This window comes from Neolewinella persica DSM 23188 (assembly GCF_000373105.1).
GTDB lineage: Bacteria > Bacteroidota > Bacteroidia > Chitinophagales > Saprospiraceae > Neolewinella > Neolewinella persica.
Window position 1 is genome coordinate 134529 of record NZ_KB890422.1, and the last position, 14750, is coordinate 149278.

The 14750-nt window shown below is 48.8% G+C and carries 10 protein-coding genes; 9 read left to right on the forward strand and 1 reads right to left on the reverse strand.

The features are described from left to right. Nucleotides 1–90 precede the first annotated feature (90 nt). The 5 genes from B036_RS0107870 (at nt 91) to B036_RS31810 (ending at nt 7114) form a co-directional block, all read left to right on the forward strand. A complete protein-coding gene (locus B036_RS0107870; protein WP_020568151.1) occupies nt 91–1215 on the forward strand; it encodes a sensor histidine kinase in 1125 nt (374 codons plus the stop codon). Then, nucleotides 1212–1958 carry a LytR/AlgR family response regulator transcription factor gene (locus B036_RS0107875; protein WP_020568152.1) on the forward strand — a complete coding sequence of 249 codons (747 nt, stop codon included), beginning with the start codon at nt 1212–1214 and terminating at the stop codon, nt 1956–1958. The genes B036_RS0107870 and B036_RS0107875 overlap by 4 nt, the downstream gene beginning before the upstream one ends. Before the next feature lie 279 nt (nt 1959–2237). Then, complete coding sequence (locus B036_RS0107880; RefSeq protein WP_026231791.1) at nt 2238–3053, forward strand: SDR family oxidoreductase; 816 nt, start codon at nt 2238–2240, stop codon at nt 3051–3053. Between the two features lie 229 nt (nt 3054–3282). Next, complete coding sequence (locus B036_RS0107885; RefSeq protein WP_020568154.1) at nt 3283–4485, forward strand: carboxypeptidase-like regulatory domain-containing protein; 1203 nt, start codon at nt 3283–3285, stop codon at nt 4483–4485. Between the two features lie 10 nt (nt 4486–4495). Then, entirely contained in the window at nt 4496–7114 is a 2619-nt protein-coding gene (locus tag B036_RS31810; RefSeq protein WP_052333929.1) for a tetratricopeptide repeat protein, read from the forward strand. 46 nt (nt 7115–7160) lie between these two features. Here the strand turns inward: B036_RS31810 and B036_RS0107895 are convergent, their stop codons facing one another. Then, complete coding sequence (locus B036_RS0107895; RefSeq protein ID WP_157472077.1) at nt 7161–9620, reverse strand: tetratricopeptide repeat protein; 2460 nt, start codon at nt 9618–9620, stop codon at nt 7161–7163. Between the two features lie 490 nt (nt 9621–10110). Between B036_RS0107895 and B036_RS0107900 the strand changes: the two genes are divergently transcribed. From B036_RS0107900 to B036_RS0107915, 4 genes are all read left to right on the forward strand, one after another. Then, entirely contained in the window at nt 10111–10965 is an 855-nt protein-coding gene (locus tag B036_RS0107900; RefSeq protein ID WP_020568157.1) for a prephenate dehydratase, read from the forward strand. Between the two features lie 145 nt (nt 10966–11110). Then, entirely contained in the window at nt 11111–12307 is a 1197-nt protein-coding gene (locus B036_RS0107905) for a pyridoxal phosphate-dependent aminotransferase (RefSeq protein WP_020568158.1), read from the forward strand. Nucleotides 12308–12416: 109 nt separating this feature from the next. Continuing rightward, nucleotides 12417–13259 carry a prephenate dehydrogenase gene (locus tag B036_RS0107910; RefSeq protein WP_020568159.1) on the forward strand — a complete coding sequence of 281 codons (843 nt, stop codon included), beginning with the start codon at nt 12417–12419 and terminating at the stop codon, nt 13257–13259. 123 nt (nt 13260–13382) lie between these two features. Further along, nucleotides 13383–14456: a chorismate mutase gene (locus B036_RS0107915; RefSeq protein ID WP_020568160.1), complete on the forward strand. Its 1074-nt coding sequence runs from the start codon at nt 13383–13385 to the stop codon at nt 14454–14456. Nucleotides 14457–14750 lie beyond the last annotated feature (294 nt).

Sequence of the window (14750 nt, forward strand, 5' to 3'; positions counted from 1 at the left end):
TCAAAATCATCTTGTCGGGTGCCGGGAATTCATTGATGAATGGCACTTTTACCGTTCATCAAGCAATTTTGCCGATTCGTCAAGTAAGTCATGAAATCGATAAATTGGTTCATGGTCTGGCTGGTTCGTTCCTTACCTTCGGGTGTGGCCAAATCACAAACTATAATTCCTAAGGAGCAATCCTTCCCTTACGTGCTACGTCGCGGACCGCTGGCAGACCTGGCATTCTGGTTGCTGTACGGTATGTTTTGGCACCTGGTATTTTCTCCGGAAACATTAGTGTGGCCCAACCTCATCATTTCGGGAATACTAACTTTTTGGCAGGCCACCGCCACTTACCTGCATCATTACTACCTGCTCCGCCCCAGAACCAATGGCTTGATCTCCCTGCCCTTGTATGTCCTTGGCGTAATGTTGCTGATCACCGTCTGTTCGGTTTTAAGTGGCCTTGAAATTTATGCCTTCTTTGCCGCCGTCTTGGGCGAGAAGTCCACTGGAGTCTTTGTCCAGGGGTTCTGGAATTACTGGTCTGGCGCCATCTTGGGTGGCATGACCATGGCCGTGGCCCTGACCGGCGCCATCTATCTATTCGGCCGACGGCGCGAACAGGAAAAACGGGAACGCGAACTGGAGCACGACCGGACGCAGACGGAACTGGCCTTCCTGCGCGGGCAGCTCAACCCTCATTTTCTGTTTAATGCCCTCAACAGCATCTACGTGTTGATCCCCCGGAGCCCGGATAAGGCGCAGGAAGCATTGAGCGGTTTCTCAGACTTGCTGCGCTACCAGTTGTACCGGTCGGAAGAAGCATTGGTACCCCTTGCCGAGGAACTGGACCAGCTGCAACAATTCATTGACCTTAGCCGGCTGCGCCTGGAAGAAGACTTTGTGTTCGCCCTGGAAACACCCGCCGGTTTGAAGGAACAGCAAGTCCCACCGATGTTGCTGTTACCACTGTTGGAAAACGCGGTTAAATACGGTCCCGCTCAGGGGGGCAGAATAGTCGGCACCTGTAAGGCAGATGCCGGACGACTGAAGTTTACGCTGACGAACCGGATTGGCCAGCAGGTTTTACAAACCGATCCTATGGCGAGCGGAATTGGGCTAACCAATATCCGCCGGAGGTTAGCGTTGCTTTTTCCTGGAAATCACCAGTTGGAGACTTCTAAGCAGCAGGAGCACTTTACCGTAAACCTTGAAATACCCCTCGCTTGAAAAACACCGTTCGCACACTGATCGTCGATGATGAACCCCTGGCAAGAACCGGACTGAGTGACTACGTGGGGCGGGTAGACTTCCTGACCGAGGCCGGCCAGGCCCGGGATGGTATGGAGGCCTTGTCTATGATCGAAACCCAGGACATTGACCTGCTGCTGCTTGATGTGCAAATGCCCGGCCTGAGTGGCACTGAGTTGGTTCAAAGCCTGCAGCGTCCGCCCGCAGTCATCTTTACTACGGCGCATCCCGGTTTTGCGGTGGAAGGCTTTGAACTGAACGCACTTGATTATTTGCTGAAGCCTATCTCTTTTCCCCGGTTCCTTAAGGCAGTGCTCAAGGCCCGGAACAAACTGTTGCCGGGTGCCAGCCCTGCTCCATTAACTTTCCCTGCACCTGCGGCCTCGCCTGAACATACTGTCCCTGAAGACCTCTTCATCAGAGAAGAAGGCCGTGTGGAACGCCTGCTGCTGAAGGACATCCTCTACGCAGAAAGCATGCAGAATTATTGCCGGATCCATACCGTGCACGGCAGCCATCTGCCGCTGTTGCCGCTAAAGGAACTCTTGAGCGCGCTGCCAGCCGATGACTTCTTTCAGGTTCACCGCTCTTACCTTATTAACCTGAAGGCGGTTGATGCGATTGTAGGAAATCAGGTGCGGATCGGAACGCAGTTACTACCCATTAGCCGGCCTAATCGGGAGGAGTTGGAACGGCGATTGGTGGGGGATCGGTTGCTGTAGGCGTATCCCTTTATTAAGGGTCTACAACGACACCTGTTTTCCAAAACCCGTCGGATGGTTGGCTTGGCCGTCCGACAAATCCTTTTGGCCTGGCGAAGCCGGACAAAAGTTTGTCTGCCAGCTAATTTTATAACACTACTACTTCCAATAATTCATTCGTCCTCCAAGAGGAAGTGAGGTAGTTTGCGCCTAAACTGTGTTTTAATGACACGAAAAGGTTTCAATATTGCCAGTATTACCCAAAAAGCCCTAAACTTGCACAAACCAACCCCCGAAAACATGTCCAATCTTACCGCAAACCTAACTGGCCACGTAGCCGTATTAACCGGCGGAGCCGGTGTCCTGGGTATGGCAATGGCCCATGCCTTGTCTCAATCAGGCGCGAAGGTGGCGCTGCTCAGCCGGACCAAATCAAAGCTGGAGACAGCGTGTAAGGAGCTAACGAAAGCTTCCGGTAACCCAACCCTGGCACTTTCCTGTGACGTTACCGACGAAGACTCTCTGCGCGAAGCATTGGCGGAATTGAAATCCACCTGGGGGCGCCCCACCATCCTGGTCAATGCCGCCGGCGGCAACCGCGCTGGTGCCACCGTAATGCCAGCGGCCGACCTCTTCGCCACTTCTGCCGCCGATTGGCGCTCCGTCATCGATCTCAACCTGATGGGCACCGTTTTACCCAGTATTATCTTCGGCCAGGCGATGACCGAAGGTGGTAGTATCATCAATATCTCCAGCATGGCCGCTGATCGGCCGCTGACCAGGGTAGGGGGCTACTCCGCCTCCAAGGCCGCCGTCGATAACTTTACCGGCTGGCTCGGCGCCGAACTCGCCCAACGTTACGACGGCAAACTACGCGTCAACGCCATCGCCCCCGGCTTCTTCATCGCCGACCAAAACCGCGCCCTGCTCATGAACGAAGACGGTACGCCCACCGCACGTGGCAAACAGGTCCTCGATCAAACCCCGATGGGCCGCTTTGGTGAACCGGAAGAACTACAGGGGGCGTTGCTTTTCCTGGCTTCCGATGCTTCAAGCTTTGTTACCGGTACGGTGGTTCGTGTGGATGGGGGGTTCTCTAATTTTGCGGGGCTATAGGCCGGAGGCCTAAAGTAGGCGAAAACTCGCTCCGCTCGTTTTCTTAATAGACGGCCTTGGGCTTTGATAGAAGATAAATTGATAGGGTTGCCGCAAGAGTCAGCTCGCTGCGCTTGAGGAGGTAGCCTGAAACTTACTACGATTTCTTTCTGCTTAGAAAGAGCAACAATAAAGCATTTTATTATGGAGTAATAAATTCTATATTTGTTGCACAACAAACCACCTGGATATGACCCCAAAAGAAATTAGAAAAGCTATTGAGCTGGATCGTATGGACGAAGCTATTGAGGGGTTACGTATTTGGGGGGATAATTCGGGGGATAGATTATTGCAAAGTCAGACCATACAACTTGCCGGGCGCTGGAACAGTCTAAAGGGGCAAGAAATTAGCGGGATATTATCAAATGCTGAAGCAGGCATAGCACGCGCCAGGATCAGGGCCGCAATTTTATCACTTACCAAAGATGATGGAACGGATCCCGGGTATATGCCCAAGCCAATCGTTCCGCAGCCCTCGCCTCAACTGGCTCCTGTCCTCCCCCCAGTGGTGCCGCTAGCCCCCTCTGAGGTGACTCCTCCGACCCCGCCAAAACCTGACCCAGTACTGGGGCCCAGGCCTTCGCATTCAGGAGATAAAAACAACCAGGTTGCTGGTATTGTGGGGGTGGTATTCATTGCTCTTGCTGCCCTTTTAGCTGTATTGATTAATTGCCCTACCTCTTTCCAATACTGGATATTCATGACCATTCTTGCGCTGGGCGCTGGAATGGTGGCTTATTTGATTTCGGGAGCCATTAAGGTTATCAAAATTAAAGGTGCGGAAGGGGTAGGTGGATTTGCTGTTTTTATTCTTGTCCTTTTCCTCCAGCCATTACAGCTCATAAGCACCGATGATGGATGTAATGCCACGGAGCCTTTTACCATGACGCTTGCGCTGCAGGCGGATAAGCCGAACCCTGCTTATCCGGATTATGAAGCCAGTGTTAATAATATCCAACTTTGGACCGGTAACGAATATCGTACCGGGGACGTAAACTCAAACCTGGTGGTAGACTTTAAAAATATGCCGCCACCGATTTTGAATAAGCACACCCAGCTGCGGTTGCTTAAACCGGAAACTTCTCCCTGGAAACTGGCGATGGACAGTGTTTTGGTGAAGCCTAGCGGACAGCAAATTAGATTGGTGCCTAGCGGGATGCTCGGAAAGCTTGAGGGAAGGGTAAGAGATAAGGAATCAAAACCGCTTGCCGGAGCCATTATTCGGTATAATTCACTGTCAGACACCGCTGATGTCAGCGGACGATTCCAGCTAGAGATCCCACTGAAGCTTCAGCGGGAATCGTATCCCGTCGAAGTGACGGCCACTGGGTTTAAGGTGCAGCGGTTGGATGCCTACAGTCATTCGGAAGTTGAGGTGGTAATGGAGAAGTAAACTTAATGCTATGCGACTGTGCTTAATACTTTGTTTGTTTTTCTCTCAAGTGCAAGCACAGACACTGCGGGGGATGGTGGTTGATCGATCAGATGACTCGGCGGTGCTACCAGACGTGAAACTCACGCCTCTTACGGGTGGAGACAACTATAAAATCACGAACTCAAAGGGAGAGTTTTCCTTTTTCTTTCCCGGAGTAAAAGCTGGTGAGCTCATCGAATTAATGGTGGAGATCGAAGGGTATGTTCTGCTTGGGCCATATGAAAAGCTGTGCCGGGTGAATATGCCTAATGCTGATGACGCCGAACTGGTAAAAATAGCAGCGGTAAGAGAAGAGGTTTATCGTAACCTTGAAGCGGACTACGTCGGGGCCATCGAAAAACAATTGAAAAGGGCGGAGGACAAACGTTCAAGACTAATTGCCCGACTTTCAGAAGCCACCTTGGCGGAAGACGAACGGCGGAACCTTTCCGCAACCATTTCCCAACAGAGCGATGAGATTACCAAGCTGCGTAACAGTAAGGAGGAGCTGGCGAAACGGTTGGCCCAGATTGACCTTGAGGCTGCCTCCGAATTTGCCCGGGCAGCCTTACGTAAATTTCAGGAGGAGGGGGATGTGAACACAGCATTAGAGCTTATGTCTGCAGAAAAGACGGATGCGTTTTGGGAGAATATGCTTAGGCAGGAGGAAAAGATTAAGCAGGCGCGGGAGCAGGGGGTGGAGAATTATATGATTCGGGCGCGGTTGTTGGAAACTGATTTGAATTTTGGCGAGGCGAAGAAGAGTTATTTAGCTGCGTTGGAGCGGGATAGTACCGATTTTCCTAATTGGTTTGAGGCTGCTTACTTCTTAGCAAAACAGCGCGATTTTACAAAAGCTATTACATTGAATAAATATGCTTTAAGATTATCAGCAACGTTTCATGAACGATCTAATATTTTTAATAACCTAGGTAATTTGTATTTTGAAAATCAACAGATGAATGAGGCGGAAGCTGCATATGATGAAGCGGTTGATATACGCCGTGAGTTGGTTAAATTAAATCGAAAAGTGTACTTGTCTGATTTATCCGCTTCTTTAAACAACCTTGGTCTTTTGTACTATGCAACTCAACGAAGTAAGGAGGCGGAAACTGCATATGATGAAGCGGTTATTTTTCGTCGTGAGTTGGTGAAATCAAATCGAATAGTATACTTACCTGATTTATCAACTTCGTTGAATAACCTTGGTCTTTTAAACCAAAAAAATCATCGAATGAAGGAAGCGGAAGCTGCGTATGGTGAAGCTGTTGTTCTATACCGAGAGTTGGTAAAGACAAATCGATTCGGCTATTTGCCTAATTTAGCGAGTTCTTTAAGTAATCTTGGCAATTTTTACAGTGAGAGACAACGAATGAAGGAGGCGGAAGCTGTGCATAATGAGGCTATTGCGATTTTTCGGGAGCTAGTAAAAACAAACCGATTACCATATTTACCCGATTTAGCAAAGTCTTTAAATAACCTTGGTCTTTTGTACTTTGCTACTCAACGGAGTAAGGAGGCGGAAGCTGTGTATGATGAAGCTGTTGCAATTTTCCAAGAGTTAGTAAAAATAAATCAGCTATATAACCTTCCTGATTTAGCGAAGTCTTTAATTAATTGTGGTAATTTATATAGGCATAGTCAACGAATAGAAGAGGCAGAAATTTCGTATAACGAAGCGATTACTATTCTCAAGGAGTTGGCTAATACGAACCGATTGGCGCACTTACCTGACTTAGGAAATTCCCTATATAATCTTGGGAATTTATATTATGAGAGCCAGCGGATGAATGAAGCGGAGGCTACCTACGAAAAGGCTGTTGCGATTTTCCGAGAGTTAAGATGGCAGAATCGGTTGGCGTACTTGCCTAATTTGGCGAGTTCATTATATAATCTTGGTTTTGTATATATATCTAGTCAGCGGATGAAAGAGGCAGAATCTGCGTACGTTGAAGTTATGGAGATGTACCGAGAATTAATAAAGACCGATCAAATTAGATACCTAGCTAACTTAGCAAGCACTTTAAACAAATTGGGCCTTATTAGTGAACGTACTGGCTATTTTTTTAAGGCAATGAAGTATTACGATGAAAGTTTAAACCTCTATTTAGAAGAGGAGGACAAAAAGTCTTTAGGATCAAAAGATGGCACTAGACTTGTATTGGGAAATTTAATGGTAACGAAAAACTTGCTTATAGACAGGAACGATTACGAAGGAATTTATGAGGCAGGCAGGATAATCAGCAATGGCTGGGACAAAATACAAACATTTGATAAAAAATACCTTCCTAGCGCCGCTCAAGCAAAAGGAGAACTAGCCAGGTACACCCTATTCGCCCAAAAGCACCCCGAGGCACTTATCGCCGCAAAAGAAGCTTTAGTGCTAGACCCCACCCAAACCTGGATCAACACCAACCTCGCCCTGGCTCACCTACTCAATCACAACCGGAAAGAAGCTAAAGCCATCTACCTGGAATTCAAAGACCAGCCCTATCCCCAAGACGAGTCCAAAACATTCCGCGACATATTCCTCGCCGATTTGGCGGAGCTTGCGGCTGTGGGTATATTTCCGGAAGACTATGAGGAGATAGGAAGGTGGTTAGAATAGGGAGGCAAAAAACGAGCAATGAAGCTCAATTACATATCCCCCTCACTTACCAACCTAATGCTTCCTGCCATTTTTCGCCTCCTTCACGGAGTTCTATAAGCATAGCGAGGCGCCGCATGAAAAGATCTTTAGCTGATATTTTCTCATCCCCAACCTTGATTGAACGGTTTTTAACGCGTTCAAATATTTTTCTAGCCTTGTTGTTCTTGTCCTGTGTCAAGAGAATAAAACATTCATTAATGGCATTTCCTGGGTTGTCCTTAAGGTAGACATTCGACTGGGCTAAAAATTTAGAGATAATTGGCTGGTTGTCGTTGAGGATAGCTGAAAAGCAAAGGGTATTTATTGCTTCTGAGGCTTCGGCATCAGTGTACCTTCCGGGGATCGATTCGTGGAAAAACACCACAAATAATGCATTAGTCATCGCTATGGGGAGAAAAGCATCGTGGTTTTCTTGGTTGCGAAGTCTGTAAATTGCGTCTTTGCTAATATCCGCCAATTTAAATAGTTGCGGAAGAAGAAATATATTGATAGATTCGACCTCTTTTTCAAAATTTTTTAAAAGTATTTCCATCGCTGCGCGGAATACATAGCCAAGTGCTTCGTTATTTTCCAAAACTACGTACGATTCAGCCATGGCGACAATTAATTTAACCACCTCGTCTACACTTGTATCAAAATTATCTTTTTCTACGTTGAGATGATGGCCACCGGAAAGTCGAAAAAGAGCCAATGCTTCTTCATGTTTACCTTCATTTCGCATGTTTATTCCTGCTTCATAAAAGGTTCTGCTATAATCCTCATGGTTGACTTTATTGAATTTATTTTCAAGCTCTACCAGAATAGCGAGACTAGCTTCAAAATATTCGTTGGACTTAGTGAAATTATCTAAAACAGACTCTACCCGCCCTAAATTCATATATGTGTGTGCAAGATTCGCTAAAAATCTTGGTGGGTTTGTTTTAGCTAGGACTGTGTCTATGCGTAATGCTTTTAGAAAAGAATTTTTCGCTTTGTTCTGGTTGTCAGCTAATAATTGAAAACTCCCCTCGTCATTTAAATAAGATCTGTATAATAATTGTAGCTCAATAGAGTCCTCTTGGATAAGTTTTTTCGGGAAGTAATCTCTTATCGAATCTAATATTCCTTCCGAATTGCCATATTTTTCATAAACACCTCTACAGTTGAATTCCACAGAATCTACGGAGTTTGAGAATGAGTTGTCTTGGTCATATGGAACAATTTCCTTGGCGTAAGCGAAAATCTTATTATTCATTTCTAGCAGATGAAATGCGGACTTTAAATATTGAAGAACTTCTCGCGGATGATCGTCTTTTAAATCAATTGGCTCAGCGAAAAAATCATAATCCTCAACGAGCGTGAAAGAGGCGATTATGGCGCCTGATAAGTATTTAGAGTAAGCCCTGTCCAGGGTTATTGTAGAGACTAATAGTTTCTTTAAGTCTTCTTTTCCTTCAATATCTTTGGAACTAATTAATTCTGCTCCCGCTATATATTTTAGCTCAGCTTCTTCCCATTGCTTAAGTATAGTGTAAATCTTACCGCACTGGTGGACAGCGTAACCTTCTTCTTCAGGAGTGTCAGCGACTATGGAGGCTGCATCAAAAAACTTAAGTGCCGTAGAAGCCTCATTTTGGTCCAATAAGAAATTGGCAAACTCCATCAAATTGGAATAATTTGAAGCGTCTTTCTCAACTGCTGAAGCATATGCCAGTTCCGCCTCTTCAAAGTTGAAACTAGCTACCTGAAAACGAGCCGTGATCATATAATTCTGAATGCCTTTTTCTTTGGCAAGACGTAATTTCTCTTCTTGAGCCTCTACGTTTTTCCAGTACTCATCCGCCTTCTTCAATGAAAGCAATTCGAGTGCTTTTGATAAGTCTCCACTGTTCTTAAATTCTTCCAGTGCATCGGTAGCGTAAGCGCTCGCTTTAGTTAAGTCTGACCTGGAAAGTAGTTTAGCCAAGTTCGTTTGGTTCTCTTCCAGTAACTGAATCTTTTCTTCCTGATTGACAATGATTTGCGCCAACTTAGACCGTTCCTGTTCGGTTAAGTTGTCTTCCGTAATTTGTTTGATAATCTGATCTCTCTCTTGGGTGACTTCCTTTAACTTGCTTTTGATCGCTGCTACGTACTTTGAGTTGAGATTTTCAATTGCGCTGTTTAAGGCCAACGGGATTTCAATAATGTCCCCTGCCTTTGGCATCGGTGTAGTATATATTCTACTATTGGCACCCAGAAGAGCGTATCCTTCCTTATTGACAATCAATTTGATTGGAGTACCCGGAGCAGTATTAAGTAGGTCGATCTTGAAAATCCCGTTCGAGTTGGTTCTCTGTTGATTACCACTTTGATTGATCGGGATTATTTCCACCTCAGACAGCGGAGCCGCGCCACCGGAGCAGTCTAGAACCACACCATTTAGTGTTTGGCAAATGGCTAAGGAGGTCAGGGTGTTTAGGAAAACGAATAGGAATAGTCTCACTTGTTGTCGCGTTTGTGCTGGACAAGTTATGTTCCTTGTCTCCATAATCCAAATCAGTTGAAGCGTAAATGGCAGCTCGCTCCGCTCGTGCAGATTAAAATCTGCGGAACGAACCGAACGAGCGAAGCGAGCATTTCCATGCGGTAGCCTACCCACTACCCACTACTTCCTACCAAGGCTGCGCAGCAGCCGTCAAACTACCCTTGCCAGAACAACATTTTGTTAATCGAAAACCTCGCCGTAGGTTTGCCCCTGCAATCAACTGATTTGCAAAACGTATATCCATGACTAATCGCAATTTCTACTTTTACTTTAGCTTTTACTTTTACCCCAACCGGTAAGGGACGCTAGATTATTGTAGTAAAAGCAATCGAAAAGTGGCCCTGATAAATCGGGGCCACTTTTCGTTTTTAAGGCTTAGTACATGGCGTTCTTTTCAACTGACCCGCCAAAACAAAAAAGAACGCTTACTCAATTTAAGATTTGTAAAATGACAGAGTCAATAACCGCTATCAAGCAACTAAAAGTAAGCATCCAGGGCTATGCTGGCGCCTTCCATGAGGCGGCTGCCCGGGCGCACTTCACGGACCGGGAGGTGGTCACCGTTCCCGCGCACACCTTCTCCGATGTGGTAGCGCAGGTGGAGTCTGGCCAAAGCGACGTTGGCCTGATGGCGATCGAGAACACCCTGGCCGGTAGCCTGATGGAGAACTACGACCTGCTTCAGGTCGCAGACCTGCGCATTACCGCTGAGGTGTACCTCCGTATCCGGCTTAATCTGATGGCCCTGCCAGGAACCAGGATTAGTGAACTGCGGGAAGTCTATTCCCACCCCGTTGCCCTGATGCAGTGCCGGGAGTTCTTTAAGGCCTGGCCACAGATCAACGTCATCAAAGCAGTGGATACGGCGCTTAGCGCTCGTGAGGTGATGGAAAAACAGGAGGCTACCCGGGGGGCTATTGCCAGCAGCGCAGCTGCTGACCTTTACGGATTGGAAATCCTCGCCCCCGGCATCGAAACAAATAAACTCAACCATACCCGCTTCCTCGTCCTGGAGCGCGGCCGGGACCATTTGGCAGACACCGGGAATAAGGTAAGCCTGAGCTTCTCCACCAACCACGAGTCCGGTAGTCTCTATAAAGTGCTTATGGTACTGGCGGCCTACCAGATCAACCTGACTAAGATCCAAAGTAAGCCCATCGTCGGACGACCGTGGCAGTATCGCTTCCACGTCGATTTTCTGTTAGAAGGTAACGTGCCACTCGATCAGGCACTCGACGCCATCCGGCCAATTTGTAGTGAATTGCGCATCCTTGGGGTGTATGATGAAGGAATAAAACCATGACAAGTTGCAGGTTTCAAGTTGCAAGTTGCAGGTTGCAAGTTGCAAGTTGCAGGTTGGGACCGCTCTAGCTCGCCCTAGGAACCTGCAACTTCCAACCTGAAACCTGCAACCTGCAACCTGCAACCTGCAACCTGAATACTAAACAATGACCATCACCGAAATACGCCCCATCATACCTACCTCTGATCGCCTCGGCGAAGTGAAGGAGTACTACTTCAGCACGAAATTGCGGGAGTTGGCGGCGCTGCGCGCAGCGGGCAAAGACATCATCAATCTGGGGATCGGAAGTCCGGATTTGCCGCCGGCACCTGCGGTCATTGATGCCCTCAACAAAGCGGCTTCCTGCAAGGACACCCATGGCTACCAGCCCTACGCCGGTATGCCCGCATTGCGCGAGGCTTTCGCCGGGTGGTACGACCGCTACTTCGGGGTGGAACTCGACGCAGAAAACGAGCTCCTGCCGCTGATTGGCTCTAAGGAGGGGATCATGCACATCAGTATGGCCTTTTTGAATCCGGGCGATGAAGTGCTGGTGCCCAACCCCGGGTATCCAACGTACCGTTCGGCCACGGAGCTGGCCGGTGGGGTGGTGCGGGGCTACCAGCTCAATGACGCTTCCGGGTGGCTGCCAAATTTGGAAGCCCTGGAAAATGAAGATCTGAGCAAGGTGAAAATAATGTGGGTGAATTACCCGCACATGCCGACCGGAACAGCCGCACCAGAAGGGTTTTACGAAGCCCTGGTGGCTTTCGCCCGGCGCAACAACATCCTGCTGTGCAACGATAATCCGTACGCTTTTATCCTTACCGACTCGCGCAAAAGTTTGCTCTCCGTGCCGGGGGCTAAGGAGGTGGCCATCGAGTTGTCTTCGCTCAGCAAGGCCCAGAATATGGCAGGTTGGCGAGTGGGCGCGGTCGCGGGTGCAAAGGAATACCTGGGGAGCATTATCCGGTTTAAGAGCAACATGGACAGCGGCATGTTCCGCCCCGTGCAGGAAGCAGCGATCAAGGCCTTGTCTTTGGGCCAGGATTGGTACGACGAACTGAACGCCGTCTACCGCCAACGCCGCGAAGTTGCCTTCCAAATCATGGATGTGCTGGGTTGTGCCTACACCAGGGATCAGGTCGGTCTTTTCGTCTGGGCCAGGTGCCCTGCCGGTACAAACGGCTATGAGGTAAGCGACGCAGCTTTATACGGCCAGGACGTATTCCTCACCCCCGGCGGCATCTTCGGTAGCGAAGGCGAACGCTACGTCCGGATCAGTCTTTGCTCAACGGAGGAACGACTGATGGATGCCCTGGAACGATTGACCCCTCCTTCCCAAAGAGGAGAGCTTTATTGAAAACGCTGCGCGTTTTTCCAGGAACAAACGTTGCCCTTAAACTCACTTTGCACCTGCGTCCGCGCCCTTATTCTCTTATTCCCTCATTCTATTATTCAATCATTCACTCTTGACAGTTACCATCATCGGCATAGGTTTAATCGGCGGCTCCCTCGGCATTACGCTCAAGGAGAACGGCTTTGCTACGCGGGTCATCGGCGTAGATGCCAGCCAGGAGAACCTGCACAAGGCCATTCGGCGGCGGCTGATCGACGAGGAAATGTCACTCGCTGAAGGAGTCGCCGTAGCGGATGTCATCGTTCTGGCCACCCCCGTGGACGCCATGCTCAAACTACTCCCCGAAATTCTAGATCGGGTAAACACCTATCAAACGATTGTTGATGTCGGCTCTACTAAAGAGCTTATGCTCAATAAAATAGATGGTCATGCTAACCGTAACCGTTTTGTCGCCTGCCATCCGATGGCCGGCACTGAATTCAGCGGACCGGAAGCCGCACTGCCCGAGCTTTTCGCTGGTAAAATGTGCGTGATCGTCGATGGGGAGCAGAGTGCCCCCGATGCGCTCGATACGGCGCGTCGTCTTTTTAAAAGCGCGGGGATGAACCTCAGCCGACTCGACCGGAAAGCCCACGACCTGCACTGTGCCTACGTCTCTCACATAAGTCATATCGCCAGCTTTGCGCTGGCGCTGACGGTGTTGGAAAAGGAAAAAGACGAACAACGCATCTTTGACCTGGCCAGCTCTGGGTTTGGCTCTACGGTCCGACTGGCAAAGAGTTCACCGGATATGTGGGTACCCATATTTCGACAGAACCGGGACCACGTCCTAGATGTACTAGATGAGCACATCGAACAGCTCTCAAAATTCCGGACGCTACTCATTAAACGCGATTTCGATGGCTTCTACGAACGCATAGAACGAGCTAACCAAATCGAAAAAATCCTCAAATAAAAAGATCCCGGAGGGATTGACCTTTATAAATTTAAAGATCCCGGAGGGATCGAATCACTTTAACCCCGGATGCAGCGAGATGCCAAGCATCAAGCGAAATCCGGGGGATAAAAACTACCAACAATGGAAATGAAAATCAATAAAGTACTCCAACCCACGCCCGGTCGTGGCCTGGTTATAGCTGGCCCCTGCAGTGCAGAAACCGAAGGCCAGGTAATGCAATGCGCTAAAGACCTCGCTAAACTCGGCCAGGTAGATCTCTTCCGCTCCGGCATCTGGAAGCCTCGTACCCGCCCTGGAAGCTTCGAAGGCGTAGGTACCGAAGGCCTGAGCTGGCTCAAGCGCGTGAAGGAAGAAACCGGACTACGGACAACCACCGAAGTAGCCAAAGCTGCCCACGTTTACGACTGCCTCAAGGCTGGTATCGACGTGCTTTGGATCGGTGCCCGCACAACGGTCAACCCCTTCAGCGTTCAGGAAGTAGCCGATGCCCTGAGTGGAGCAGACGTTCCCGTCCTGATCAAGAACCCAATCAACCCGGATATGGGACTGTGGGTCGGTGCCGTTGAGCGTATTTACAAAGCTGGTATTACCCGTATTGGTCTCATTCACCGCGGTTTCAGTTACCACGGAAAAACCCAGTACCGCAATGTTCCACGCTGGCAATTAGCCATCGAGATGAAGCGTAGGTTCCCCGAGCTTCAGATGTTTGTGGACAACAGCCACATCTGTGGTCGCCGCGACACCCTTCAGGAAGTAGCTCAGGAAGCGCTTAACCTGAATTACGATGGCGTGATGACCGAAGTACATCCTCGTCCGGACGAGGCCTGGTCCGACGCTGCCCAGCAGATCACCCCACAGGTCTTCGGCGAAATGCTACAGAACCTCCGCCTCCGTAAGCCTACCGCCAGTGAAGTGGAAATGGCCGACCTCATCGAACTCCGTCGCCAAATCGACGAAGTAGACAGCGACCTGATCGGTATGCTGGGTAAGCGGATGCAGCTGGCCGATTCTATCGGTGAGTTCAAAGCTGCCCGTAACATTGCAGTACTGCAGAGTGACCGCTGGGAGGAGATCATGGCCGAAGCTGCCAAAGCCGGCAACCAACATGGCCTCAGTGAGGAATTCATGAAATCTTACCTGCGGGCGGTACACCAGGAGTCTATCGACCACCAGGATGCTATCGTGAATAAGTAAAACTTAGATTCGCTTCGTTGCCACTAGTGGCGATAGCTTGTAGAAACATGAGTCATCCCGAATTTTGGCGATGACAAAAAATTAGGCCTTTTGTGTATTTTCGAGGAGTTCTCACACTTCAAGAAAAACTCAAAAGGCCTATGTTTTTAAAGTTACTGCAAGATAAAGCAACTACTCCAATAAAGCGAAAAGCAGGTCCATTTCTCCTTCGTCAAGTAGATCGTTACACCCGTCAGATAAGGGTAGATTTGGATGCTGCTATTGATAAGCGACTGGTGGGGACTTTTTTCAACC

What these genes read in the sequence shown, in the direction of transcription:
- B036_RS0107870 (WP_020568151.1), top strand. Translation starts at nt 91, where the DNA reads ATGAAATCGATAAATTGGTTCATGGTCTGGCTGGTTCGTTCCTTACCT.
- B036_RS0107880 (WP_026231791.1), top strand. Translation starts at nt 2,238, where the DNA reads ATGTCCAATCTTACCGCAAACCTAACTGGCCACGTAGCCGTATTAACC.
- B036_RS0107885 (WP_020568154.1), top strand. Translation starts at nt 3,283, where the DNA reads ATGACCCCAAAAGAAATTAGAAAAGCTATTGAGCTGGATCGTATGGAC.
- B036_RS31810 (WP_052333929.1), top strand. Translation starts at nt 4,496, where the DNA reads ATGCGACTGTGCTTAATACTTTGTTTGTTTTTCTCTCAAGTGCAAGCA.
- B036_RS0107900 (WP_020568157.1), top strand. Translation starts at nt 10,111, where the DNA reads ATGACAGAGTCAATAACCGCTATCAAGCAACTAAAAGTAAGCATCCAG.
- B036_RS0107905 (WP_020568158.1), top strand. Translation starts at nt 11,111, where the DNA reads ATGACCATCACCGAAATACGCCCCATCATACCTACCTCTGATCGCCTC.
- B036_RS0107915 (WP_020568160.1), top strand. Translation starts at nt 13,383, where the DNA reads ATGGAAATGAAAATCAATAAAGTACTCCAACCCACGCCCGGTCGTGGC.